The sequence below is a fragment of the Streptomyces novaecaesareae genome (genome assembly GCF_000716875.1).
GTDB classification, from domain to species: Bacteria; Actinomycetota; Actinomycetes; order Streptomycetales; family Streptomycetaceae; genus Kitasatospora; species Kitasatospora novaecaesareae.
Genome location: NZ_JNWQ01000012.1, coordinates 31666 through 54339, shown reverse-complemented (window position 1 = coordinate 54339; position 22674 = coordinate 31666). Strand labels below are relative to the sequence as shown.

Below are 22674 nucleotides of genomic sequence, written 5' to 3'. Positions count from 1 at the left end.
GTCGGCCCGGCGGGAAGGGATCCCCCGCCGGGCCGGCTTCTCTGCGTTCCCGGTGCGGTCAGCAGTAGGTGGCGAGCAGGCGGGCCAGGTGCCTGCCGGTGACCAGCAACGGCTCCTCGCTGCGGGCGATCTGGGCGGAGAGCTCGGCGCCCTCCAGGGTGTTGACGACCGTGCCGGCCAGTTCGCGGGCGTCCTCGTCGGTGATGCCGGAAGCGCGCAGCCGCTCCGCCACGATGGCCCGCCAGTTGGCGAAGGCCTCGGTCACGGCCTGCTCGATCACCGGCACCCGGCCGACCGTCTCCAGGGCGGTGGTGGTGATCGGGCAGCCGTCCTGCCAGTCGGAGGCGCGCAGCTCGTGGGCGAGCAGCCGGGTGCAGGCGTTCACCGCCTCGCCCAGGTCCTCGGAGGAGCCCAGCCCGGCGCGCAGCAGGACGGCGAACTCCTCGTCCCCGTGCCGGATCGCCTCGGCGGCCAACTCCTGCTTCCCGCCCGGGAAGAAGTGGTAGACGGAGCCGAGCGTGGCCTCGGCCTCGCGGGAGATCTGCTTGATTCCGGTGCCCTCGTACCCCTGGCGCTGGAGCAGGCGGGAGGTGGCCCGGATGATCCGCTCGCGGGTGCCGACGGTGGTGGTCTTCTCGGACGTCTTCACGGGGGAATCCTAGTCGAGGTTCTGGGTAGAGCGTTCGTTCTAGAGCTGCGCTAGCGTCGCCCCGGCGCTCTGGATAGAGCTCGTTCCAATCGAGGGGCTCGGCGAGCCTGAGCTCGCTGGTGGCGCAGTTCCGCCGGGCGTAGGTCTTCGTGTGGTGGCGGATCGTGTGCCGTCGGCCGTTGTCACGGTCGACGGCCGCTGCCACCATGAGCGTCGGCAGGCTCGGCGGGGCATCCGAATCGCGGACGGTTGCGCACGCACCGTAACGTGACATTGTACGCTGGTGTTCTGCACCCATCCGGAGGAACACCATGGCCGACCTCAAATCCCGCACCCTGATCTCCGTCCAGGAGCGGCTTCGCGACCAGGTCGCCCACGCACTCCGGGCGGCCCTCATCTCCGGCGAACTGCGCCCCGGCGTCGTCTACTCGGCGCCCGCCCTCGCCGCCGACTTCGGCGTCTCCGCCACCCCGGTCCGCGAGGCCATGCTCGACCTCGCCCGCGAAGGCCTGGTCGAAGCCGTCCGCAACAAGGGGTTCCGGGTCACCGAACTCACCGAGCGCGACCTGGACGACTACACCGAGATCCGCGCCCTGATCGAGGTCCCGACCGTCGGCCGGGTCGCGCGCACGGCGAACAAGGACCAGCTGGAGCGGCTGCGCCCGCAGGCGCAGGCCATCGTCGCCGCCGCCCGCAAGCACGACCTGATCGGCTACCTGGAGGCCGACCGGCAGTTCCACCTGGACCTGCTCGGCCTGGCCGGCAACGCGAGACTCGTCGACGTGGTCGGCGACCTGCGCAAGCGCTCGCGGCTGTACGGGCTGAACCGGCTCGACGAGCGCGGCGAGCTGGTGTCCTCGGCGGAGGAGCACCTGGAGCTGCTCGACCTGATGATCTCCGGCGACGCGGAGGCGGCGGAGGCCTGCATGACCCGCCACCTCAGCCACGTCCGCTCGCTCTGGGCGGGCCAGGACGAGGCGGCGGAAGCGGAGCGGCCGGCCCTGCGGCTGCGGGCTCGGTAGGGCTAAACCACCCCTTCGGGTGAGGGCTGAGGATCGGGCGTCGGAAGGCGCCTGGGCTCTACGATGATGGTCTCGACATCGGCAGTCAGGAGGAAATCCATGTCCGCCGCCGCAGTGGAAGAGCCCTTCGAGCAGATGACGCTGCTCGAATCCGCAGAGCTGATCTCCAAGCAGCTGGTAGGGCACCGGGTCGAGATCCTCGGAGGACAGATCACAGTGACGCCGCCTCCCGACGGTCAGCACAGTGACTGCCTGACCAGCATGAGTGTGCCGTTCATCGTGGCGGGTCTGCACGGTAAGGCGACCCGAGTGCTTCAGGGGGTGGGCCTTTGGTTGCCTGACGGTCCATCGGACTACGCCATTCCGGACGTGTCGATCGTCGATGCCGACTATGCCGATCGCCTGATCGAGCACAACTGCTACGACCCGGCGATCTTCCGGCTCGTAGCCGAAGTGACATCGTCGAACCACCTGACGGATCTGAAGGTCAAGCCGGCGCTGTACGCCGGTGCGGGAGTGCCCGTCTACCTGATCGTCGACCGCAAGAACTTCAAGGTCATGGTTCTGACCGAACCGCGAGACGGCGAATACCGGGTGCATGCCGTTCACCACCCCGGGCAGTCGTTGACCTTGCCGGAGTCGATCGGGGCCGCCGTGACGCTCTCGGTCGACGATGTGCTCATCGTCAAGAAGTAGCGATCTCCTGTGCGGAACAGTGCGCTCTACATGGCAGAGGCTCTCTTCGAGCGGTTTCCCGGGCACCAGGTGGAGGTGCTGGGCGGCGAGGTGTCCGTCGAGCCCGCCTCGGTCATGGCGCATGGCAGAGTCCTGCGGCGCGTCATGCGGGCGTGCTGCGAGGCCGGGCTGGACGGCGGGAACACGGAGGTCTTCCAGCGGCTCGCGATCTGGCTGCCCACCGGGCCGGACGACTTCGCGATGCCGGATCTGTCCATCGTCGATGCTGCAAGCGACGATCACGTGGTCACGTACAACTGCTACGACCCGAAGATCTTCCGCCTCGTACTGGAGGTGACGTCGGCGGCCTTGTGCAGCGACCTCGCCAGGAAGCCTGCCGCGTACGCGATGGCCGGGGTGCCGGTGTACGTGATCGTGGACCGGATCGAACGGCGGGTGCTGGTGCTGACCGAGCCCCGAGGCGGTGAGTACCGGGAGCGGGTCGTCCACGGCCCGGGGGAGTCGTTCACCCTGCCGCTGTCGATCGGGGCGTCGGTGGTGCTGGGCGTGGACGACCTGATCGGCTAGCCGACCGCTGCGGGCACCGTCAGCTTTCCGTCGTGGACCTCGGCGATCTGGTCGACGGCGGTCAGGTGGGTGCGGTCGTGGGTGACCAGGACGGTGGCGGTCGCCCGGCGGTGGGTGAGTTCGGTGATCAGGTCCAGGACGGCGGCGCCGCGTTCGTGGTCGAGGGCGCTGGTGGGCTCGTCGACCAGCAGGACGGTGGGGTCGTTCATCAGGGCGCGCGCGATGTTGACGCGCTGGCGCTGGCCGCCGGAGAGCTGGTGCGGGCGGCGGGCGGCCTGGTCGCGCAGGCCGACGGCGGCCAGCAGGTCCAGGGCGCGGGGGAGCGCCTCGCGCGGGGCGCGGCCGTCGAGGTGGGCCATCACCTGGAGCTGTTCGACGGCGGTCAGCGAGGGCAGCAGGTTGGGCTGCTGGAAGACGATGCCGATCCTGGTGCGGCGCAGCGCCGTGAGGTCCGCCCGGCCGAGGCCCGCGGTGTCGGTGCCGTCGATGACGACCCGCCCGGAGTCCGGGGTGATCAGGGTCGCGGCCACCGCCAGCAGGCTGGACTTGCCGGAGCCCGACGGGCCGACGACGGCCGTGATGGAGCCCTCGGGGACGGTCAGCGAGACGTCGTCGAGTGCGGTGAGCCGGCCGTCGCCGTCCGGGTAGGTGAGGGTGATGCGGTCGAGGTGCAGGGTCATCGGGCGCTCCCCAGGGCGGTCAGCGGGTCGACGGAGGTGATCCGGCGGATGGACAGGGCCGCGCCGACCGCACCGAGGGCGATCATGACGGCGGCGGGCAGGAGGACGGTCGGGGTATCGAGGACGAAGGGGACGGCGGAGCCGATCAGCGCGCCGAAGCCGGACGCGATCGCGGTGCCGACGGCCGTACCGAGCACCAGCAGGAGGACGGCCTGGCCGAGCGCGTCGCGCAGCAGGTAGCGGGTGGAGGCGCCGAGGGCCTTGAGGACGGCGATGTCGCCGGTGCGCTGGATCGTCCAGACGGTGAAGAACGCGCCGATCACCAGCGCCGAGATGGCGAACAGGAAGCCGCGCATCAGCTGGAGCGAGCCGTTCTCCGAGGTGTAGGAGCCGATCGCGGCGAGGGCGTCGTCGCGGGTGCGGCTCTCGGTGCCGTGGCGGGCGTCGGCGGCGGCGAGGTCGGCGCCCTTCGCCGTGGTCAGGGCGATGACGGTGGCGTGGCCGGCGCCGCCCGGGGCGAACTGCTGCCAGTCGGTGAGGCTGGTCCAGATCACCGGGGTGTGGCTGTACGCGGCGTCGCCCTCGACGGCCGCGACCCGCAGCGGGTGCCCGGCGAGGGTGAGGTCGGCGCCGGGGGCGAGGCCGCCCAGGTTCTCGGCGGCGGTCTTCGACAGCACCGCCTGGCCGAGTGCGATCCGGGTGCCCCGGGGGGCCAGCCCGGAGCCGTCCGGGACGCCGAAGGCGGAGAGCGCGGCGGTGCGCTTCCCGGCGGCGGCCTTGGTGGTGGTGATGCCGAGCGGCCGGGCGGAGGTGACGCCGGGCTCGCGGGCCCAGGCCTGCCACTGCTCGGGGGTGACCTGGGAGTCGGTGAAGGAGAGCTTCTGCCCGTCGGCCGGCTTGCCGAACACCAGGTGGTCGGCGGGCAGGCCGGTGATCGCGGAGATGTTCTGCCGGCCGAGGCCGGCGGTCAGCCCCGACAGCAGGCCGACCAGCACGGTGATCAGCACGATGACGGTTCCCATCAGGGCGAACCGCCCCTTGGCGAACCTCAGGTCCCTCCAGGCGACGAACACGGTGGCCTTCCTCTGTACGGGTGGGTGCCGGACCGGTGTTCTCCGACGCTTCCACCGTCGCGGACCGCAGGGCCCCGGGGCATCGCGCCGCGGATTGCATCCTGGGCATCGAAGGGCAGAAGCGGAGTTCAACCTTTTGATTGATGCCGGGCCCGGTGAGCGGAACCTAGGCTGGACGGATGGCGACCGAACGATCCAGAACCACCCCCGTCGCCCGCGTCCTCCAGGTCTGCCTGCACCTGCTCGTGGCGGGCCTGCTCGTGCTCGCCGTCGCCCGGGCCGTCCACGACGGCGACGCGGGCCACGGCGGCGATCCGGCCGCCGTCGCCGCCGCGGCCACCGCGATGGGCGCCGTCTACGCCGTCGGGCCGCGGCTGGCCGCCGTCCGCCGCTCGCGCCGGGCGGCCGCGCTCTGGCTGGCCCTGCTCGGGGTCACCTGGGCGGGCGTGCTGCTCGCCACCCAGGACGGGGTCTGGCTGGCCTTCCCGCTGTACTTCCTGGAACTGCACCTGCTCGGGCGGCGCGGCGGGCCGGCGGCCGTCGGGCTGACCGCCGCCGGGGCGATCGCCGCGTGGTCCTGGCACCAGCACAGCTTCAGCCTCGCCGCCTCGATCGGGCCCGCGCTCGGCGCGGCCGTCGCCACCGCCACCGTGCTCGGCTACCAGGCGCTGTACCGGGAGAGCGAGGAGCGCCGCCGGCTGATCGACGAACTCACCGCCGCCCGCGCCGACCTCGCCGCCGCCCACCACACGGCCGGAGTGCTCGCCGAGCGCGAGCGCCTCGCCCGGGAGATCCACGACACCCTGGCGCAGAGCCTCAGCTCCATCCAGCTGCTGCTGCGGGCGGCCCAGCGGGCCCTGCCCGAGCGCACCGAGGCCGCCGCCGGGTACGTCGAACAGGCGCGGCAGGCCGCCCAGGACAACCTGGACGAGGCCCGGCGGTTCGTCCGCGCGCTCACCCCGCCCGCGCTGGACGGCGACTCGCTGCCGGTCGCACTGGAGCGGCTGTGCGCGACGACGACGGCGCAGACCGGCCTGCCGGTGAAACTGCACCTCTCCGGCGACCCGGTCCGGTTGCCGGCGGCGCAGGAGGTGGCGCTGCTGCGGATCGCGCAGTCGGCGCTCGGCAACACCGTCCGGCACGCGCAGGCCGCGCGGGCCGAGGTGACACTCAGCTACATGGAGGGTGAGGTGGCGCTGGACGTGTTCGACGACGGGGCCGGGTTCGACCCGGCGGCGGTCGCGGGCCGCACCGGCGGGGACGGCGGGTTCGGGCTGCCCTCGATGCGGGCCCGGGCCCGGTCGCTCGGCGGCACCTTCACGGTGGAGTCGGCGCCGGGGGAGGGGACGGCGGTCGCGGTACAGCTGCCGGTCGGAACGGTCGGGCCGGTCGGGCCGGGCCCGGAGGTGGCGCCGTGATCCGGCTGCTGATCGCCGACGACCACCCGGTGGTGCGGGCCGGGCTGCGCGCCGTACTGGAGAGCGAGCCCGACTTCACGATCGTCGCGGAGGCGGCGACCGCCGAGCAGGCCGTCGAACTCGCGGCCGGGCCGGGCGTCGACGTGGTGCTGATGGACCTCCAGTTCGGGCCCGGCTCGGCGATGAACGGGGCACAGGCCACCGCCGCGATCACCGCCCGGGCGGGCGCGCCGCGGGTACTGGTCGTCACCACGTACGACACCGACGCGGACACCCTGCCCGCGCTGGAGGCGGGCGCGACCGGGTACCTGCTGAAGGACGCGCCGCCGGAGGAACTGGCACAGGCCGTCCGGGCCGCCGCGGCCGGGCGCTCGGCGCTGGCGCCCAGCGTCGCGGACCGGCTGCTGGAGCGGATGCGGACGCCCGCGGCGGCGCTCAGCGCGCGGGAGACCGAGGTGCTGGGGCTGGTCGCGGACGGGCTGACCAACCAGCAGATCAGCCAGCGGCTGCACCTGAGCCAAGCCACCGTGAAGTCCCATCTGGTGCACATCTACACCAAGTTGGGGGTCGACTCGCGCACGGCGGCGGTGCGGGAGGCACGGGGGCGGGGGCTGATCCGCCGAGCGTAGGCTGAGGGCGTCCGTCCGTACCCGCAGCAGCGTGAGGAGCCCTCGATGGCCGTCCGTACCCACCTCGAATCGCTGGCCGTACCGGTGATCGCCGCGCCCATGGCGGGCGGCGGCTCCACGCCGGAACTGGCGGCCGCGGTGAACCGGGCCGGCGGGCTGGGGTTCCTCGCGGCGGGGTACAAGAGCGCCCCGGCGATGGCCGAACAGATCGCGCTGCTACGGAAGTCGACCGACCGGCCGTACGGGGTGAACCTCTTCGTCCCCGCCCCGCCCGGGGACCGGGCGGCGGTCGCCGCCTACCGCGAGCGGCTGCGGCCCGAGGCCGAACAGTGGGGGGTGGAGCTGCCGGCGGAGATCGGGCCGGACCGGGACGACTGGGAGGCCAAGCTCGCCGCGCTGCTCGCCGACCCGGTGCCGGTGGTCTCGTACACCTTCGGGCTGCCGACGGCGGAGGAGGCGGCCGCGCTCCGGGCGGTCGGGACGCTGCAGGTCGGCACCGTCACCACAACCGAGGAGGCGCGGGCGGCGGAGGCGGCCGGGATGGACGCGCTGTGCGTGCAGGGCCCCGAGGCGGGCGGGCACCGGGCCACCCACCGGACCGCGGACCTGCCGGGGGAGCTGCCGCTGCTCGAACTGCTGCCCGCCGTACGGGCGGTGACGGCGCTGCCGCTGATCGCCGCCGGCGGCCTCGGTGACGGCGCGGCGATCGCGGCGGCGCTGCGGGCCGGGGCGGTCGCGGTGCAGCTGGGGACGGCGCTGCTGCGCGCGGACGAGTCCGGTGCCTCGGCCGCCCACCGGGCGGCGCTCACCGAACTCCCGGAGACCACCGTCACCCGCGCCTTCACCGGCCGCCCCGCCCGCGGCCTGCGCAACGCCTTCATCGACCGCCACGGCCCGTACGCCCCGCCCGCCTATCCCGAGGTCCACCACCTCACCGCCCCCCTGCGGGCCGCCGCCACCCGCCGCGGGGACACCACGGCCATGCACCTCTGGGCGGGCACGGCCCACCACCTGGCCCGCTCCGGCCCGGCGGAGCAACTCGTCACCGACCTCTGGCGCTCCGCGCGGGGGTAGTGCGCCCGGCGCGCGTCGGATGGGGCGTGTTGTCGCTCGCAGGGGTGGATTGGGCGGGAAAGCGCGCGGTACCGTATAAGGGACAACTTATTTGGCCCAATGTGGGAGATCACACTCATTGGTCCGGTGAATGACTGGTTCCTGGACATCGCGGTCAAGGACCCGGACACGGCCGACCAGATCGCCGACGCGATCGAGTTGCTCGCCAGAAGGGGGCTACTGCTCGGGCGCCCCATGGTGGACCGGATTCATGGAAGCAAGTTGCACAACCTGAAGGAACTTCGGCCCGGCTCGGCGGGGCGCTCCGAGGTTCGAATGCTCTTCGTTTTCGATGTCGAGCGGGAGGCCATCATCCTGGTCGCCGGCGACAAGAACGGGGAGTGGTCCCGGTGGTACGACATCAACATCCCGCTGGCGGAAGCTCGCTATGAGCAGTACGTCGATGAGAAGGACGAGGGAGCCTGAGCATGAAGGGTCGTAGTTGGACTGAGGTGTGGGCCGAGGCGCAGCGGATCAACCCCTGGTTGGCCTCGCCGGAGGCGGAGGCCGACCGGGCTCGGATCCGGAAGGAGAACCTGGCCCGGATTCGCGGCTACGAGCTGGCCGAGATGCGGAAAGCGGCCAACCTCACCCAGAAGGAGGTGGCGGCGCTGATGGGCGTGAGTCAGGCGCGGGTGTCGCAGATCGAGCACGGGCAGGTGGACAGCCTGGACAACCTACGGGCGTATTCGGCGGCGATCGGCGGCGAGGTCGAGGTGACGGTTCGGCGCGGGGAGCGGACGATCAAGGTGGCGTGACCGTCCGCTCCGGGGCCCCTCCTCAGCTGAGGAGGGTGGCCATCCAGGATTCGACGTCCTGGGCGGTGCGGGGGAGGGCGGCGGACATCAGGTGGGCGCCGTCGGGGGTGATGACGAGGTCGTCCTCGATGCGGATGCCGAGGCCGCGGAGTTCGGCGGGGAGGGTTTCGTCGTCGGGCTGGAGGTAGAGGCCGGGTTCGACGGTGAGGACCATGCCCTCCTCCAGGGTGCCGTCGAGGTAGCGGTCGGCGCGGGACTTGGCGCAGTCGTGGTAGTCGAGGCCGAGCATGTGGCCGCTGCCGCAGAGGGTGTAGCGGCGGTAGAGGCCGTTGTCCTCGGCGAGGGCCTGTTCGGCGGGGATGCGCAGGACGCCCCAGTCGGCGAGGCCTTCGGCGATGACCCGCATGGCGGCGCGGTGGAAGTCGCGGAAGCGGGCGCCGGGGCGCAGGGCGGCGATGCCGGCGCTCTGGGCGGCGAGGACGAGGTCGTAGGCCTGGCGCTGGACGGGGGTGAAGGTGCCGCCGAGCGGGAGGGTGCGGGTGATGTCGGCGGCGTAGAGGGTGTCGGTTTCGACGCCGGCGTCCAGCAGGAGCAGGGAGTTCGGGTCGAGGGCGCCGTCGTTGCGGATCCAGTGCAGGACGCAGGCGTGGGCGCCGGAGGCGGCGATGGTGGTGTAGGCGGTGCCGTTGCCCTCGGCGCGGGCGCGCAGGTCGAAGACGCCTTCGATCCAGCGTTCGCCGCGGTGGTGGCGCAGTGCGGTGGGCAGGGCGCGGACGACGTCCTCGAAGCCGGTGACGGTGTGGTCGACGGCGAGTTGCAGCTGTTCGACCTCCCAGGTGTCCTTGACCAGGCGCAACTCGGAGAGGACGGCGGCGAGTTCGCCGTCCTCGCGGGAGGCGGTGCGCCGCCCGGTGGCCTCGTCCACCTGTGCGTCGGTGCCGGCCAGGACGCGGGTGGGCGGCTGTGGGCCGGCGAGCAACTCGGCCAGGTCGTCGAGGTGTTCGGTGCGTACTCCGGTGAGCCGGGCGGCTTCGGCGAGGTCGGGGCGGGAGCCGACCCAGAACTCGCCGTAGCGGCGGTCGCGGTAGAACTCGCCGCCGTCGCGCGGGGATCGGGGGCGCAGGTAGAGGACGGGTTCGTGGCCTTCGGGGCCTGCCGGTTCGAGGACGAGGACGTGGTCGGCCTGGTCCTCGCCGGTGAGTCCGGTGAGCCAGACGTACGCGCTGTGCGGGCGGAAGCGGTGGTCCAGGTCGTTGCTGCGGACCTTGAGGCGGCCGGCCGGGACGATCAGCCGCTCGCCGGGGAAGGCGGCGCAGAGGCGGGCGCGGCGGCCGGGGAAGCGGTCGTGGCCGGGGACGCGGAGGTCGGCGGGGAGGGGGGTGGCGGCCCAGCGGGTGCCCATGAAGGCGGCGAGGGCGGGGGTGACCGGGAGGTCGTGGCTCCCGGTGTTGAGGCCGGTCGGGGGTGTGGTCACCGGTGAACTCCTTGGCGGGGCTGGGGAGATGTGCGGTACGGGGGGTGGGCACGGACACAGCTCGGTAACGGGTGGTGTCACCTCTTGTGCAGTGCAATTTCACATTACTATGTTACGGGTCACACAGCGGAGCGGCCGGATCAGGCCCCCCACAGCGGAGTTGCAACATGACCAGGCGCACCCACGCCGCCCTCGCGGCGGCCCTCGCGGCGACCCTCACCCTCGGCCTCGGGGCCTGCAAGAACGACAAGAGCGACAGCGGCGGCACGAGCCCCGCGGCCGGCAGCACCAAGGCCCCCGGCGCCGAGTCCGGCACGATCGTCGGCGGCACCCCGGTCAAGGGCGGCACCCTGACCGTGCTGTCGAACCAGGACTTCGCCCACCTCGACCCGGCCCGCAACTGGACCATGCCGAACATGGACTTCGGCATCCGGCTGCTCTACCGCACCCTGGTCACCTTCAAGGCCGAGCCGGGCGCCGCGGGCAGCGAGATCGTCCCCGACCTCGCCACCGACCTCGGCAGGTCCTCGGACGGCGGGAAGACCTGGACCTTCACCCTCAAGGACGGCGTCAAGTACGAGGACGGCACGCCCATCAAGGCCGCCGACATCAAGTACAACGTCGAGCGCTCCTTCGCCCCGGACCTCACCGGCGGCCCCGACTACGCCCAGCAGTACCTGACGGGCGGTGAGAACTACAAGGGCCCGCTGACCGGCGAGCACCTCTCCAGCATCGAGACCCCGGACGACAGGACGATCGTCTTCCACCTCAAGCGCCCCGTCGCCGAGTTCTCGTACACCGCGACCCTGCCGACCTTCGCGCCCGTGCCCCAGTCCCAGGACAAGGGCACCCAGTACGACCTGCGGCCGTTCTCCTCCGGCCCGTACAAGATCGAGACCTACGACCGCGGCAAGCAGCTGGTGCTCGTGCGAAACGCCGCCTGGGACCAGTCCACCGACCCGGTCCGCAAGGCCTACCCGGACCGGATCGTGGTCACCCAGGGCCTCAAGGGCGGCCAGGTCGACGACCGGATCATCGCGAGCGAGGGCGCGGACGCCTCCGCCGTCGAGTGGATGAACCTGCGCCCGGAGTCGATCGCCAAGGTGCTGCCCAAGCCGGACGTCAAGAACCGGCTGATCGCCGAGCAGCAGGGCTGCACCGACATGCTCTACCCCAACACCTCCAAGGCGCCGTTCGACGACCCGAAGGTCCGCGAGGCGCTGCTGTACGCGGTGGACCGCGACGCGCAGGTGACCGCGAACGGCGGCCCGGCGATGGCCGACCCGGCCACCTCCTACCTGCCGCCCGCGCTGACCGGCGGCACCCGGGTGGACACCCTGAAGGTCCCCGCCACCGGCGACGTCGAGAAGGCCAAGCAGCTGCTCAAGGACGCCGGCAAGACCGACCTGAAGGTCTCGCTGACCGTCTCCGCCGGTGACAAGACCCGGGCCGAGGCGCTCCAGCAGTCGCTGGCCAAGGTCGGCATCCAGGTCACCATCACCACCGCCGACCCGTCCGTCTACTACGACACCATCGGCGACACCAAGAACGCGCCCGACCTGGCCATCCTCGGCTGGTGCCCGGACTACCCCTCGGGCGCCACCTTCCTGCCCATGGTCTTCGACGGCCGCACCATCAAGGAGAAGGGCAACCAGGGCAACGTCGAGCAGTTCCGCGACCAGGCCACCTCGGACCGGATCGACCAGATCAACGCGATGACCGACGTCGCCGAGGCCAACAAGGCGTGGCTGCAGCTCAACGAGGACCTGCTGAAGAAGGCCCCGACCGTACCGATGATCTGGCAGCGCCGTCCGCTGCTGGCCGGGACGAACATCGCCGGCGCCTTCGGCCACCCGGTGTGGACCGGTCAGTGGGACTTCGCCACGATCGGCCTCAAGGACCCCGCCAAGAGCCAGGGCTGAGGGAGCGCCCGATGAGTACCACCACAACACCGGTCGGGGCGGCCCCCGCCCGCACAGGCAGGGGGCCCTGGCGGCTGGTCTGGGACCAGCTCTGGGCCAAGGGCGCGGCCCGGTTCGGCCTGGTCACCGTCGCGCTGCTGGTCCTGCTCGCCGCGCTGGCCGGCCCGCTCAGCGACCTCGGCGGCTGGTCCCCCGAGGAGTTCGACAAGCGCGCGATCGATCCGTACCTCGGCGGCCTGCCGATCGGCGACTTCGGCGGGGTCGGCACCCGGCACTGGCTGGGCGTCGAACCCGCCACCGGGCGCGACCTGTTCGCCCGGGTCCTGCACGGCGGCCAGGTCTCCCTGCTGATCGCCTTCACCGCCACCGCGGTGGTCGTGGTCACCGGCACCCTGACCGGCATCGCGGCCGGCTACTTCGGCGGCCGCACCGACGCCGTGCTCTCCCGGCTGATGGACCTCACCATGTCCTTCCCGTCCCTGATCTTCATGATCTCGATGATGTCGGTGGCCAAGGACGTCAACCGGGTCGTGCTGATGACCCTGGTGATCGGCCTGTTCGGCTGGCCCGGCATCGCCCGGGTGGTGCGCGGCCAGACCCTCTCGCTCAAGCACCGCGAGTACGTCGAGGCCGCCAAGGTCGGCGGCGCCCGCTCCTGGCGGATCCTCAGCAGGGAGATCCTGCCGAACGTCTCCGGCCCGATCATCGCCTACACCACGCTGCTCGTCCCCGGCATGATCGCCACCGAGGCCGCGCTCAGCTACCTCGGCGTCGGCGTCCGCCCGCCGACCCCGTCCTGGGGCCAGATGATCGCCGAGAGCATCAGCTTCTACGAGACCGACCCGACGTACTTCCTGATCCCGACGGCCTTCCTGTTCCTCGCCGTGCTCGCCTTCACCCTGCTCGGCGACGCGCTGCGCGACATCCTCGACCCCCGGGGAGGCCGGTCGTGATCCTCTACCTCGGACGCCGGCTGCTCGCCGCGGCCGGCATCCTGCTGGCCGTCTGCGCGATCACCTTCACCATCTTCTACCTGCTGCCCTCCGACCCCGCCGTGGCCGCCTGCGGCAAGACCTGCAGCCCCGAGCGGGTCGCCGAGGTCAAGGTGGCGATGGGCCTGGACAAGCCGGTCTGGGAGCAGTTCGCCACCTACCTCACCGGCATCTTCGCCGGACGCGACTACGGCAGCGGACCGAGTGCCACCCACTGCGGCTTCCCCTGCCTCGGGTACTCCTACGAGTACTCGCTGCCGGTCTGGAACCTGCTCACCGACCGGCTGCCCGTCTCCGTCTCGCTGGCCGTCGGCGCCTCCGTGCTCTGGCTGGTCCTCGGCCTCGGCGCGGGCGTCACCTCGGCGCTGCGCAAGGGCGGGGCGACCGACCGGACGCTGATGGTGCTCTCGGTGGGCGCCGCCTCGCTGCCGGTCTACTTCACCTCGATCATGCTGATCTGGGGCGTCGTCAGGACGGCCGGGCTGCTGCCCTACCCGGCGTACCACGCGTTCACCGAGAACCCCTTCACCTGGGCCTCCAACCTGCTGCTGCCGTGGATCGCCCTGGCCCTGCTGTACGCGGCCATGTACGCCCGGCAGAGCCGCAACTCGATGATCGAGGCGATGGCCGAACCGTACATCCGCACCGCCCGCGCCAAGGGCCTGCCGCCGCGGACGGTCACCGTCAAGCACGGGCTGCGTTCCGGGATGACGCCGATCCTGACCATCTTCGGGATGGACCTCGGCGGACTGCTGGCCGGCGCCGTCATCACGGAGTCGATCTTCGGACTGCCCGGGGTCGGACGGCTCTTCTACGACGCGCTGGTCCGCTCCGACCAGCCCGTCATCCTCGGCGTCACCCTGCTCGCGGCCGCCTTCATCGTCGCCGCGAACCTGCTGGTCGACCTGCTCTACGCCTACGTCGACCCGAGAGTGAGGTACTGATGGCTCCCCTTCTGGAGGTCGAGGACCTCAAGGTCGCCTTCGACACGCCCCGGGGCACCGTCCGCGCGGTGGACGGCATCTCGTTCAGCGTCGAGGCCGGGCGCACCCTCGGCCTGGTCGGTGAGTCGGGCAGCGGCAAGTCCGTCACCTCGCTCGCCGTCATGGGGCTGCACCGCGGCGCCGCCGTCACCGGCTCGATCCGGCTGCACGGGCAGGAGTTGAACGGGCTCGGGGAGAAGGAACTCGGCACCGTCCGGGGCCGCCGGGCCGCGATGATCTTCCAGGACCCGCTGTCCAGCCTGCACCCCTTCTACACCGTCGGCGAACAGATCGCCGAGCACTACCGGGTGCACTTCAAGGCCAACCGCAAGGCGGGCCGGGCCCGCGCGGTGGAGATGCTGGCCGAGGTCGGCATCCCGGAGCCGGCCCGCCGGGTCGACGAGTACCCGCACCAGTTCTCCGGCGGCATGCGGCAGCGCGTCATGATCGCCATGGCGCTCGCCTGCGAACCCGACCTGCTGATCGCCGACGAGCCCACCACGGCCCTCGACGTCACCGTCCAGGCGCAGATCCTCGACCTGATCGCCCGGATCCAGCAGGAGCGCGGCCTCGGCGTCGTGATGATCACCCACGACCTCGGCGTGGTCGCCCGGGTCGCCCACGAGGTGCTGGTCATGTACGGCGGCCGGGCAGCCGAACAGGCTCCGGTGGACCGGCTGTTCGCGCAACCCGCGCACCCGTACACCCGCGGCCTGCTGGACTCGCTGCCGCGGCTGGACGACACCGACGACGCCCCGCTGCGGGCCATCCCCGGCAGCCCGCCGTCGCTGATCGCCCCCGCCCCCGGCTGCTCCTTCGCCCCGCGCTGCGCCCGCACCACCGCCGCGTCCGCCGAGGAACACGCCCGCTGCCTGGCCGAGCGCCCCGTGCTCGGCCCGCTCGCCCCCGGCCACCAGGCCGCCTGCCACCTGCCGCTGGTGCCGGAAGGGGTGCTCTGATGACCGAACCCTTGTTGTCCGTACGGGACTTGGTGAAGACCTTCGCCGGTCGGCGCAGCCGCACCGGGCGGCCCGGGGCGCCGATCCGGGCGGTGGACGGGGTCAGCTTCGACGTCGGCGCGGGGGAGACCCTCGGCCTGGTCGGCGAGTCCGGCTGCGGCAAGTCCACCACCGGCCGGATGATCGTCCGGCTGCTCGACCCGACCTCGGGCACCGTCACCTTCGACGGCACCGAGATCGGCGGGCTCTCCCAGGCCCGGCTGCGCCCGCACCGGCGGGACCTGCAGATGGTCTTCCAGGACCCGTACTCCTCGCTCAACCCCCGGCAGACGGTGTCCCGGATCATCTCCGAGCCGCTGCTGGTCCAGGGCGAGAGCGCGGCGGCGGCGCGCAAGCGGGCCGCCGAGCTGATGGAACTGGTCGGGCTGATCCCCGAGCACCTGGACCGCTACCCGCACGAGTTCTCCGGCGGCCAGGCGCAGCGCATCGGGATCGCCCGCTCACTGGCCACCTCGCCGCGGCTGGTGATCGCCGACGAGCCGGTCTCCGCGCTGGACGTGTCCATCCAGGCCCAGGTGGTCAACCTGATGGAGCGGCTCCAGCGGGAGCTCGGGCTGGCGTACGTGTTCATCGCGCACGACCTCTCGGTGGTCAAACGGGTCTGCGACCGGGTCGCGGTGATGTACCTGGGCCGGATCGTGGAGATCGGCGACAAGGCCGAGGTGTACGGCAGCCCCGCGCACCCGTACACCAGGGCGCTGCTGTCCGCGGTGCCGCTGCCGGACCCGCAGGCCGAGCGGACGCGCGAGCGGATCGTGCTGCTCGGCGACCCGCCGAGCCCGGCCGACCCGCCGCCCGGGTGCAGCTTCCACCCGCGCTGCCCGAAGGCGCAGGACCTGTGCCGTACGGAGCGGCCGCTGCTGCGGATCGCCGGGCCGGGCAGCCGGCAGGCGGCCTGCCACTTCCCGGAGGGGCCACTTCCCGGAGGGCTGAGCCGGGACCTCCCGGTGATGTGAGCCGGGCACCGAAACCCCCGGTCGGGCGCGGCGGGGAACCTTACGAGGGCCGCGTCCGACCGGGATCCACCGCCCCCCGGCACGACCGCTGCTGAGCAGGCACGTTACCCGCATGGCCCGCATGGCCCGCATGGCCCGCATGACCTGCAGAGACAGGCCCCGGGTCCCCTTGTCACCGGGGGGACCCGGGGCCTTTTCGGCGTTGTCCCGCTCAGGAGGCCGGGCCCACCCGGACGGTGGTGATCCGTCCGCCCTGGGACTCCCGGACGACCTCGATCCTCGTGTTGGTGTCCGGCACCTTCACCGTCAGCTGCGGGGTGGCCGGGTCGGCGTACACCCCGCTGTGGTCGTTGAAGACCGGGACGGCCGGCTCGGCCGGGATCCGCACCGCGACCCCGCCCTTGTGCAGGGTGAACGGCGTGGTCGGCTTCAGCGAGAACGGCGCGTCGAAGGTCTGCGCCCGCCCGTTGACCAGCGTGCCGTCGGTGAAGCGGATCGGCGTCGGGTGGGCGTCGATCGGCAGGATCAGCCCGCCGCCGGGGTGGTCCTTGGTGTTGTTGTCGCCGTACGAGGTGTCCCACAGCCAGAGCAGGACGCCCTCCTGGTACGGGTAGTTGTCGACCACGTTGGCCTTGCCCGCGACGCCGCCGTAGCCGAAGTTGTACGGGCCGGTCTTCAGGAACGCCCCGTAGCCGGTGTAGCGGCGGTTCTCGGCGATGTACGCGCGCGGGTGCTGCTTGACGGCGGTGCGGCCGGTGATGACGGTGAAGCCGGTGGCCGTCCAGCCGTTCGCGCCGTGCTCGGCGCCGTCGGAGAAGATCTCGGTGCCGCCGGCGGTCGCCTTCACGGCGTCCACCAGCACGCCCCGGCCGTGGGTGTTGCCGTCCGAGGTGGCGTGGAAGCGCAGCCGGACCTGTTGGCCGAGGTAGCCGTCCAGCGGGATGTGCAGCTTCCGGTAGGCGCCGGAACTGCCGCTCAGCCCGGGGGTGTTGGCGCTGGTGTTGCCGATCGGGGCGCCGTCGACGGTGCCGCCCAGGGCGGTCCAGTGCTGGCCCTGGTCGGTGGAGGCCTCGACGGTCAGGAAGTCGTAGTCCTGCTCGGTGTCGTACCAGACCGCGGCGTCCAGCGCGGCGGGCCCGGCGGCGGTGCGCAGGTCGAGGTCCCGGGCGAGGGAGTTGTCGAGGTTGTCGCCGGTGTCGCTCCACCACTGGGCGCCGCCCTCGTACGGGTCGGCGAGGTCGGTGCTGGTGGTGCCGTCCGGCAGGTGCACGAGGACCGCCTGCGCCTGGTCGGTGTTGTAGCTGCTCACCCCGAGGGCGTGGCTGGAGCGGGTCGCGGCCTGCGCCTCGTCGTAGTTGAGCCAGCCGAACTGCAGCTTGCTCCAGGCGTCGAGGTCGCCCGGGTAGCCGCCGGTGGTGTTGGGGCCCTTGCCCAGGTACGAGCCGGAGGACATCAGCGACCAGAAGTTGACGCTGTTGTCCCCGCCGGTGGTGCTGTACAGGTCGGGCAGGCCGAGGTTGTGGCCGTACTCGTGGGCGAACAGGCCGACGCCGCTGTTCTCGCCGCCCTGGACGTAGTCGTAGACGTAGAGGCCGGTGTCGCCGACCGGTGCGCCGCCGATCTTGTCGCCGTCCGGGCCGGTCTGCCCGGTCGCGTCCGGGAAGGCCCAACTGCGGTGCGCCCACAGGGCGTCGGCGCCCTGGGCTCCGCCGCCCCAGGTCTCGTCCACGCCGGCGTGCACCACGATGACGTTGTCCAGGTAGCCGTCGGGCTGGTTGAACTCGCCGTTCTTGTCGTGGTCGTAGCGGTCGTAGACGTCGTACTGGGCGAGCTGCGCCTTGATGTCGGCGACGGAGCGGCCCTTGGCGACTTCGCCGTCGTACCAGGCCTTGACGGCGTCCCGGACGAACTCCTGGGCCTGCGTCCAGGCGCCGGAGCCCTGCGGGCCCTTGTTGCTGCCGTAGCGGGCCTCGTTGTACGGGACGGTGACCCAGTCGCTGACGGTGCCCTCGACGTCGTACCGGCCGGAGGACTGGGTGCGGTAGTAGTTGCGCATCGACACCGCGCCGGGCGTGTCGTCGAAGAACATCTTCTGGTAGTACGAGCGGTCGAAGTCCGCCGACCACAGCGTGTGGTTGTCGTCCCTGCCCGGCTGGGGGATCTGGTTGTGGCGCGGGCCGGGCGTGCCGCCGTAGCGGGGCTGGCCGTTCCACTGGGTGGAGTTGTCGACCTCGTCGCCGAACTGGGCGAGGATCACGAAGACCTTGTCCGTGCGCTGGTGCGCCAGTTGGACGTAGTCGTTGCCGATCCTCACCTTCGCGGGGGCCCGTTTGTCGGCGGTCCTGGCGACGGTGCCCTTGTTGAGCTGCTCCAGGGCCTTGCTGCGGAGCGCCTGGCGCTCCCGCTCCTGCGGGACGAGCGGTGCGGGCGGGGCCTCGGCGCCCTGCTCGGCCGGGTCCGCCGCCGTGGCGGCGGCGGTGACGGGGGCTGGGGGCGCGGCCTGGGCGGGCGTGCCCAGCAGGGTGGCCGCTATCGCGCTCGTGGTGAGCGCGGCTGCGAGGGCCGCGGACAGTCTGCGCAACTGACCGGTCCTTTCCGGGGGATGGGGGTGCTTCGGGCATGGGCCTGGGATATCGGCCTGGGGTTGGGTCCGGGTTGGGTCTGGGTTGGGTCGGTGAAGCGCAGGTAATATTTCACATGTCACGGGTCACGTGGAAGAGGTCCGGAGCAAGCGGAAGGGGCGCCGCACGCGGAGGTGCGACGCCCCTTCCGGCCGCTGCCGTTGCCGCTGCCGGATCGTCAGCGGAGCTGCCGTCAGCGGGTGGTGTACTCCAGCGCCACGCTGACCACCACCAGCCCGCCGTACACCGCGGCGAGCGTGGTCCGCCCGGTGGCGTACAGGGCGAGCGCGGCGGTGCCGAGCACCAGCAGCTTGAGGAGGATCTCCGCGGCGAGCGGCAGCCGGTACTTCGGCCCGCCCGCGGCCAGGAACAGGCCCCAGACGGCTGCCGCCAGGGCCGGTGCGCCGAGCCCCAGCAGCAGCCGGGTGCCGAGGTTGGAGCCGGTCCTGAAGCCCCAGTAGCAGAGCGCCGCCAGCATGGCGAGCTCCAGTCCGAACGCGAGGCCGGCGTTGCCGGCGGTCAGTGGGGTCCACTGCCGCTGCCCGACCGGGCCGGGTCTGTCGATCCTCATCCGCGTGCTCTCCCCGTTCCGTCGCGCCGCCCGGGCCGGGCGGTGACCACGCGGAGTGTCGCAGTCCGGCTCGGGCGGCGCAATGGGATGGATTACCCCAAGGCGTCCCGGAGAAAGGCGAGTTCGGCCTGGGCGAGCTGCTCGTTCAGGCCGTCCGGGGTCATGTGGGTGACGCCCGGCAGCGGCAGTACGGCGTGCGGCCGGCCGGCTGCGGTGAGCGCCTGGGAGAGCAGCAGGGTGTGCGCGGGGTGGACGTTGTCGTCGGCCAGCCCGTGGATCAGCAGCAGCGGCCTGGTCAGCCCGGGCGCGTCGGTGAGCAGGCAGTCGCCGGCGTAGCCCTCGGGGTTGTCCTGCGGCAGGCCGAGGTAGCGCTCGGTGTACGCGGTGTCGTACAGCCGGAAGTCGGTGGGCGGGGCGCCCGCGCAGGCGGCGTGGAAGACGTCCGGGCGGCGCAGCACGGCGAGTGCGGCGAAGTAGCCGCCGTACGACCACCCGCGCACGCCGACCCGGCCGAGGTCGAGGTCCGGGTGGCGCGCGGCGAGCGCGTGCAAGGCGTCGACCTGGTCGTCCAGGGCGGCCTGCGAGAAGCGGCGGAAGATCGCCCGGGTGAAGTCGGGGGAGACGAACGGGGTGCCGCGGTTGTCGGTGGTGACGACGGCGAAGCCCTGGTCGGCCCACCACTGGCGGAGCTGCCAGCGGCGCGGCTCGGTGGCCACGGCCTGGTAGCCGGGCCCGCCGTAGACGTCCAGCAGGACGGGCAGCCGCCAGCCGGGGGTGTGCTCGCGCGGGTACACCACGGCGCTCGGCAGTGCGCGGTCGGTGACCCGGGCCAGCTGCGGGCGGACGGGGTACGGCAGCGCGGCGGACAGGTCGGTGAGCGGCAGTTCGCGGCCGTCGCGGTCGGCGGTGCGGCGGACGGTGCGGCGGATGCCCCGGGGGCCGGCCGAGGTGAGCAGCAGGGTGTCGCCGGCGGCGAGGGCGGAGTGCACGCCCGGGCCGGTGGTGAGGGGTTCGGGGGCGCCGCCGTCCGGGTCGATCAGGTGGACGTGCTGGTCGGCCGGATCGCCCTGGCCGGTCTCGCAGAGCAGCCGTCCGTGCAGCCGTCCGACCACCCGGCGGATCTGCAGGCCGGTGGTGTCCAGCGGCTTGCCGTCGAGCGCGAGGCCGCGGGCCTGCGGGGTGTCGTGGACGGTGAGCAGCCGGCCGCCGGGCAGCCTGGCGGGAGTGCCGGGCAGGTCGTCCACCCAGAACTCGTCGGTGGTGCGGGACAGTTCGCGGGTGCGGCCGGTGGCCGGGTCGGCGGCGAGCAGCAGCACGTTCTGCTGCAGGCGGTCGGCGACGGTGAGCAGCACCTCCTGGTCGCAGGCCCAGGAGGCGGCGCAGAGGTACGGGAAGGCGTCGGCGTCCCAGTGCAGCCGGACCCGGCCGCCGTCGAGGCCGAGCACCCAGAGCTGGACGTCCGCGTTGGGGCCGCCGGCCTGCGGGTAGGCGAAGTCCTCGGGTGCCTCGCCGGGGTGGGCCGGGTCGGCGAAGTGGCGTCGGGGGAGGGCGGATTCGTCGACCCGGGCGGCGAGCAGCGCGCCGCCGTCCGGGCGCCACCAGTGGCCCCGGGCGCGGCCGAGTTCCTCGGCGGCGGCGAACTCGGCGACGCCCCAGCGGGCGCCGTCGGCGGGGGAGAGCGGGGCGAGGCCGGGGGTGACGTACAGGGCGTCCCCGGCGACGTAGGCGACGCGCTGTCCGGTGGCGTCCGGGCGGGGGTCGAACGCGGGCCCGGCGACGGGGAGTTCGTCGCTGGTGCCGGCGGCGGTGTCGGTGCGGAACAGCCGGCCGTCGAGGGTGAAGACGGCGACCGCGAGGTCGGCGGTGGCGGCGTACGTGCCGATCCCGGCGGCGACCAGCCGGGTGCGTTCGCGCAGCCGGCGCTCGACGGCGGGCAGGTCGTCGCGGCGGCCGCTGCGGCCGGGCAGCAGCGCGGCCGGGTCGGCGACCAGGCGCTCCTCGCCGGTGGCGGTGTCGACCAGGTGGAGGCGGTCGACCGGGTCCTCGGAACCGGTGGAGCGGAGCAGCAGCAGCCGGGTACCGTCCTCGGCGAGGGTGTACGCGCGCGGCGCGCCGAAGGTGAACCGGCCGGTGCGGGCGCTGAGGGCAAGGTAGGCGTCGGTGATGGTCACGGCCCGATCGTGGTCGCGCGGTGCGTGCCCCGACCAGTAGTCTGCCATGTGAAATGTCACACACCATGTTGCCGCGTCGTGGAGAAGACGCAGCGTGGGAGGACACAGTGCGGGAGGACATCGTGCGGGAGGACAACGTGATCGAGGACCTGTGGACCGCCGAGCCCCCGGCCCCGCTGCCCGCCGCCGACGGGCTGTTCAGCGTGTCGCCGGAGGCCGCGCACCTGAACCACGGCTCGTTCGGCGCCGTGCCCGTGCCCGTACAGCGGGCGCAGCAACGGCTGCGGACCGAACACGAGCTGGACCCGGACGGCTTCTTCGCCGACCTCCCGGCCCGGATCGCCGCCGCCCGGGCCCGGATCGCCGCCGACCTCGGCACCGACCCGGACCGGCTCGCCCTGGTCTCCAACGTCACCGAGGCCACCGCGATAGCCCTGGACAGCATCCCCTTCGCCCCCGGCGACCGGATCCTGGTCACCGACCACGGCTACGGCGCGGTCACCCAGGCCGTCGCCCGCAAGGCCGCCGAGACCGGAGCCGAGCTGGTGGTCGCCGAACTGCCGCTGGACGCCCCGGACGAGCACGCCGTCCGGGAGGCGGTGCTCGCCGCCGTGGACGGGCGCACCACCGTCGCCGTCCTCGACCAGCTCACCTCGCCCACCGCCCGGCTGGTGGCCGGCCCGGCCCTGCTCGCCGAACTGCGCGAACGCGGCGTGACCACCGTGGTGGACGGCGCCCACGCCCCCGGCATGCTGCCCGCCCCGGCCGACCCGAACGCCGACTTCTGGTTCGGCAACCTGCACAAGTGGGCCTTCGCCCCGCGCGCCACCGGCGTGCTCACCGTCCGCCCCGAGTGGACCGGCCGGGTACGCCCGCTGGCACTGTCCTGGGAGCACGACAAGGGCTTCCCCGGCAACGTCGAGTGGCGCGGCACCTGCGACTACACGCCCTGGCTGGCCGCCCCGGCCGGCTTCGAGCTGCTGCGCGAACTCGGCCCGGCGGCGGTGGCCGGGCACAACGCCGCGCTCGCCGCGTACGGCCAGCGGGTACTGGCCGAGCGGGCGGGCCTGCCGCCGCTGCCCGCCACGCCCGGGGTGTGGATGCGCGCCGTCCGGCTGCCGGCCGGCCGGTGCGAGGCCGAGGCGGAGGCGAAGGCGCTGATGGCCGAGGTGTGGCGACGGCTCCGCACCCGGATCGCCGTCCGCCCGTGGTCCGGCGGCGGGGTGCTGCGGGTCAGCGCCCAGCTGTACAACCGGCCGGGGGAGTACGAGCGGCTGGCGGACGGGCTGGCGGAGCTGCTCAAGTGATCCGCCTGCTGGGGCAGGTTCAGCCCGTCGAGGTGAGGAGCGCTGCCGGCGCG

Annotated in this window: 21 protein-coding genes; 14 read left to right on the top strand and 7 right to left on the bottom strand. The window is 72.8% G+C overall.

Annotated elements, in window-relative coordinates; all coding sequences use genetic code 11:
* Window positions 1–58: 58 nt before the first annotated feature.
* Window positions 59–649 carry a TetR/AcrR family transcriptional regulator gene (locus OP86_RS06875; RefSeq protein ID WP_030055607.1) on the bottom strand — a complete coding sequence of 197 codons (591 nt, stop codon included), beginning with the start codon at window positions 647–649 and terminating at the stop codon, window positions 59–61.
* A gap of 311 nt (window positions 650–960) precedes the next feature.
* Between OP86_RS06875 and OP86_RS06870 the strand changes: the two genes are divergently transcribed.
* From OP86_RS06870 to OP86_RS06860, 3 genes are all read left to right on the top strand, one after another.
* The gene (locus OP86_RS06870; RefSeq protein WP_030055608.1) at window positions 961–1671 is read left to right on the top strand and encodes a GntR family transcriptional regulator; all 711 of its coding nucleotides are present in this window, start codon (window positions 961–963) and stop codon (window positions 1669–1671) included.
* A 99-nt stretch (window positions 1672–1770) separates the two neighbouring features.
* The gene (locus OP86_RS06865) at window positions 1771–2367 is read left to right on the top strand and encodes a Uma2 family endonuclease (RefSeq protein ID WP_030055609.1); all 597 of its coding nucleotides are present in this window, start codon (window positions 1771–1773) and stop codon (window positions 2365–2367) included.
* 30 nt (window positions 2368–2397) lie between these two features.
* Window positions 2398–2934: a Uma2 family endonuclease gene (locus OP86_RS06860; RefSeq protein WP_033331191.1), complete on the top strand. Its 537-nt coding sequence runs from the start codon at window positions 2398–2400 to the stop codon at window positions 2932–2934.
* Here OP86_RS06860 and OP86_RS06855 read toward each other — a convergent pair.
* A complete protein-coding gene (locus tag OP86_RS06855) occupies window positions 2931–3614 on the bottom strand; it encodes an ABC transporter ATP-binding protein (RefSeq protein WP_030055611.1) in 684 nt (227 codons plus the stop codon). The two genes, OP86_RS06860 and OP86_RS06855, sit on opposite strands and share 4 nt — an antisense overlap.
* A complete protein-coding gene (locus OP86_RS06850) occupies window positions 3611–4687 on the bottom strand; it encodes an ABC transporter permease (protein ID WP_030055612.1) in 1077 nt (358 codons plus the stop codon). Before OP86_RS06850 ends, OP86_RS06855 begins: the two co-directional genes overlap by 4 nt.
* Window positions 4688–4866: 179 nt before the next feature.
* Here OP86_RS06850 and OP86_RS06845 point away from each other — a divergent pair, with 179 nt between their 5' ends.
* The 5 genes from OP86_RS06845 to OP86_RS06825 all read left to right on the top strand — a co-directional run bounded on the left by OP86_RS06845 (window position 4867) and on the right by OP86_RS06825 (window position 8605).
* Window positions 4867–6105: a sensor histidine kinase gene (locus OP86_RS06845; protein WP_030256252.1), complete on the top strand. Its 1239-nt coding sequence runs from the start codon at window positions 4867–4869 to the stop codon at window positions 6103–6105.
* The gene (locus OP86_RS06840) at window positions 6102–6734 is read left to right on the top strand and encodes a response regulator transcription factor (protein ID WP_030055614.1); all 633 of its coding nucleotides are present in this window, start codon (window positions 6102–6104) and stop codon (window positions 6732–6734) included. Before OP86_RS06845 ends, OP86_RS06840 begins: the two co-directional genes overlap by 4 nt.
* A gap of 45 nt (window positions 6735–6779) precedes the next feature.
* Window positions 6780–7808 carry a nitronate monooxygenase gene (locus tag OP86_RS06835; RefSeq protein ID WP_030055615.1) on the top strand — a complete coding sequence of 343 codons (1029 nt, stop codon included), beginning with the start codon at window positions 6780–6782 and terminating at the stop codon, window positions 7806–7808.
* 126 nt (window positions 7809–7934) lie between these two features.
* Window positions 7935–8273: a type II toxin-antitoxin system RelE/ParE family toxin gene (locus OP86_RS06830; protein ID WP_234434853.1), complete on the top strand. Its 339-nt coding sequence runs from the start codon at window positions 7935–7937 to the stop codon at window positions 8271–8273.
* 2 nt (window positions 8274–8275) lie between these two features.
* The gene (locus OP86_RS06825) at window positions 8276–8605 is read left to right on the top strand and encodes a helix-turn-helix domain-containing protein (protein ID WP_030055617.1); all 330 of its coding nucleotides are present in this window, start codon (window positions 8276–8278) and stop codon (window positions 8603–8605) included.
* 22 nt (window positions 8606–8627) lie between these two features.
* Here OP86_RS06825 and OP86_RS06820 read toward each other — a convergent pair whose 3' ends face one another.
* Window positions 8628–10079: an aminopeptidase P family protein gene (locus tag OP86_RS06820; RefSeq protein ID WP_030256249.1), complete on the bottom strand. Its 1452-nt coding sequence runs from the start codon at window positions 10077–10079 to the stop codon at window positions 8628–8630.
* A 167-nt stretch (window positions 10080–10246) separates the two neighbouring features.
* Here OP86_RS06820 and OP86_RS06815 point away from each other — a divergent pair, with 167 nt between their 5' ends.
* From OP86_RS06815 to OP86_RS06795, 5 genes are read left to right on the top strand one after another with little or no spacing between them, the layout of a single operon-like run.
* Window positions 10247–12001, top strand: a complete 1755-nt coding sequence (locus tag OP86_RS06815; protein ID WP_030055619.1) for an ABC transporter substrate-binding protein — start codon at window positions 10247–10249, stop codon at window positions 11999–12001.
* 11 nt (window positions 12002–12012) lie between these two features.
* The gene (locus OP86_RS06810) at window positions 12013–12954 is read left to right on the top strand and encodes an ABC transporter permease (RefSeq protein ID WP_030256247.1); all 942 of its coding nucleotides are present in this window, start codon (window positions 12013–12015) and stop codon (window positions 12952–12954) included.
* Window positions 12951–13937 carry an ABC transporter permease gene (locus OP86_RS06805; protein ID WP_030256245.1) on the top strand — a complete coding sequence of 329 codons (987 nt, stop codon included), beginning with the start codon at window positions 12951–12953 and terminating at the stop codon, window positions 13935–13937. Before OP86_RS06810 ends, OP86_RS06805 begins: the two co-directional genes overlap by 4 nt.
* Entirely contained in the window at window positions 13937–14935 is a 999-nt protein-coding gene (locus OP86_RS06800) for an ABC transporter ATP-binding protein (RefSeq protein ID WP_030055624.1), read from the top strand. Before OP86_RS06805 ends, OP86_RS06800 begins: the two co-directional genes overlap by 1 nt.
* Entirely contained in the window at window positions 14935–15951 is a 1017-nt protein-coding gene (locus OP86_RS06795) for an ABC transporter ATP-binding protein (protein ID WP_051829773.1), read from the top strand. Before OP86_RS06800 ends, OP86_RS06795 begins: the two co-directional genes overlap by 1 nt.
* A 211-nt stretch (window positions 15952–16162) precedes the next feature.
* Here the strand turns inward: OP86_RS06795 and OP86_RS06790 are convergent, their stop codons facing one another.
* From OP86_RS06790 to OP86_RS06780, 3 genes are all read right to left on the bottom strand, one after another.
* The gene (locus OP86_RS06790; protein WP_030055626.1) at window positions 16163–18532 is read right to left on the bottom strand and encodes an immune inhibitor A domain-containing protein; all 2370 of its coding nucleotides are present in this window, start codon (window positions 18530–18532) and stop codon (window positions 16163–16165) included.
* Window positions 18533–18765: 233 nt separating this feature from the next.
* A complete protein-coding gene (locus tag OP86_RS06785) occupies window positions 18766–19143 on the bottom strand; it encodes a YrdB family protein (protein ID WP_051829772.1) in 378 nt (125 codons plus the stop codon).
* 92 nt (window positions 19144–19235) lie between these two features.
* Window positions 19236–21314: a S9 family peptidase gene (locus OP86_RS06780; RefSeq protein ID WP_030256237.1), complete on the bottom strand. Its 2079-nt coding sequence runs from the start codon at window positions 21312–21314 to the stop codon at window positions 19236–19238.
* A 107-nt stretch (window positions 21315–21421) separates the two neighbouring features.
* Here OP86_RS06780 and OP86_RS06775 point away from each other — a divergent pair, with 107 nt between their 5' ends.
* A complete protein-coding gene (locus OP86_RS06775) occupies window positions 21422–22621 on the top strand; it encodes an aminotransferase class V-fold PLP-dependent enzyme (RefSeq protein WP_234434852.1) in 1200 nt (399 codons plus the stop codon).
* The last annotated feature ends 53 nt before the right edge of the window (window positions 22622–22674 follow it).

Bases quoted from the DNA above. Each gene is read 5' to 3' on its own strand.
- OP86_RS06810 (WP_030256247.1), top strand. From the start codon at position 12,013: ATGAGTACCACCACAACACCGGTCGGGGCGGCCCCCGCCCGCACAGGC.
- OP86_RS06860 (WP_033331191.1), top strand. From the start codon at position 2,398: ATGGCAGAGGCTCTCTTCGAGCGGTTTCCCGGGCACCAGGTGGAGGTG.
- OP86_RS06795 (WP_051829773.1), top strand. From the start codon at position 14,935: ATGACCGAACCCTTGTTGTCCGTACGGGACTTGGTGAAGACCTTCGCC.
- OP86_RS06855 (WP_030055611.1), bottom strand. From the start codon at position 3,614: ATGACCCTGCACCTCGACCGCATCACCCTCACCTACCCGGACGGCGAC.
- OP86_RS06845 (WP_030256252.1), top strand. From the start codon at position 4,867: ATGGCGACCGAACGATCCAGAACCACCCCCGTCGCCCGCGTCCTCCAG.
- OP86_RS06815 (WP_030055619.1), top strand. From the start codon at position 10,247: ATGACCAGGCGCACCCACGCCGCCCTCGCGGCGGCCCTCGCGGCGACC.
- OP86_RS06865 (WP_030055609.1), top strand. From the start codon at position 1,771: ATGTCCGCCGCCGCAGTGGAAGAGCCCTTCGAGCAGATGACGCTGCTC.
- OP86_RS06835 (WP_030055615.1), top strand. From the start codon at position 6,780: ATGGCCGTCCGTACCCACCTCGAATCGCTGGCCGTACCGGTGATCGCC.
- OP86_RS06785 (WP_051829772.1), bottom strand. From the start codon at position 19,143: ATGAGGATCGACAGACCCGGCCCGGTCGGGCAGCGGCAGTGGACCCCA.
- OP86_RS06800 (WP_030055624.1), top strand. From the start codon at position 13,937: ATGGCTCCCCTTCTGGAGGTCGAGGACCTCAAGGTCGCCTTCGACACG.
- OP86_RS06870 (WP_030055608.1), top strand. From the start codon at position 961: ATGGCCGACCTCAAATCCCGCACCCTGATCTCCGTCCAGGAGCGGCTT.
- OP86_RS06825 (WP_030055617.1), top strand. From the start codon at position 8,276: ATGAAGGGTCGTAGTTGGACTGAGGTGTGGGCCGAGGCGCAGCGGATC.